Source organism: Actinoallomurus oryzae (assembly GCF_039541955.1).
Classification (GTDB): Bacteria; Actinomycetota; Actinomycetes; order Streptosporangiales; family Streptosporangiaceae; genus Actinoallomurus; species Actinoallomurus oryzae.
In genome coordinates this window covers 1-892 of sequence record NZ_BAABHF010000093.1, presented here as the reverse complement: position 1 = coordinate 892, position 892 = coordinate 1, and the positions used below count along the sequence as shown (strand labels likewise).

1 protein-coding gene is annotated in these 892 nt (G+C 68.8%); it reads right to left on the bottom strand.

All coding sequences use genetic code 11. From position 1 onward, the window contains the following. On the bottom strand, window positions 1-721 hold a 721-nt coding region (locus ABEA10_RS50770; protein ID WP_345475916.1), incomplete at its 3' end, for an IS110 family transposase. Window positions 722-892 lie beyond the last annotated feature (171 nt).

Sequence of the window (892 nt, the reverse complement as noted above, 5' to 3'; positions counted from 1 at the left end):
CGACGCCGTTCAGTTCCAGCAGTGTGGGGTTAATCGCGGCTACCAGGGGTTCGATGAGGGCGTCCAGGTCGTTGATCTCCCCTGAGAGTTGCTGGTGGCGGCGGGCCAGGGCTCGCAGGGCGAGGGTGGCGGCGGTGGCCGGGTCCTGGGCATTCGCCGGGTCGGGGCGGGTGGTGGCGCAGACCTCGACCAGTTCCCGGTTCTTCAGGCCGCGCAGCCGGGCGCGTAGCTGGTCCGGGGCGGTGATGATCAAAGCCTTGATCTGCCGTTGTGCGTCGGCGCGTGCGGCGATGGCGCTGCGGCGGGCCACCCGCAGGTTCCGCAAGGCCTCGACCTTGCCGTCACGTTGTTTGGGGGTTCCGGTGCGGTGCGCGGCGAGTGCGGTGCGGGCGGCGGCCTCGGCATCGACGGGGTCGGACTTGCCTTGCCAGCGCCGGGCCTTGCGGTCGGGACGATCGATCTCGACCATCGCGATGCCTTGTCCGGACAGATAGCGGGCCAGACCAGCCCCGTAGACGCCGGTCCCCTCGATACCAACGAGCACCAGGTGCCCGAACGCCTGCAGCCAGGTCAGCAACGCCGCATACCCGGCGGCGGTGGCGGGGAACTGAGCCGATCCCAGCATCCGGCCCGCTGAATCGATGGCGGCCGCGGTGTGGGTGTCTTTATGGGTGTCGACGCCGCCGGTGACCTCGACCTCATGGGGTGTAATGGTGGGCATGGCCGTCCTGTTCACATCGTCCGGGCAGGGCGGCACGCACTAGCCGGGCGTTGGACAAGACAGTGATGGGGCCTCTGGCCAGGCTCCTATGAGGTCACTACGCCACGTCCAGTGAGTGCAAAAGAGCGCCTCCCGGCCCAGGCCGACACATCCCGTTGAGGACCCGAAGTC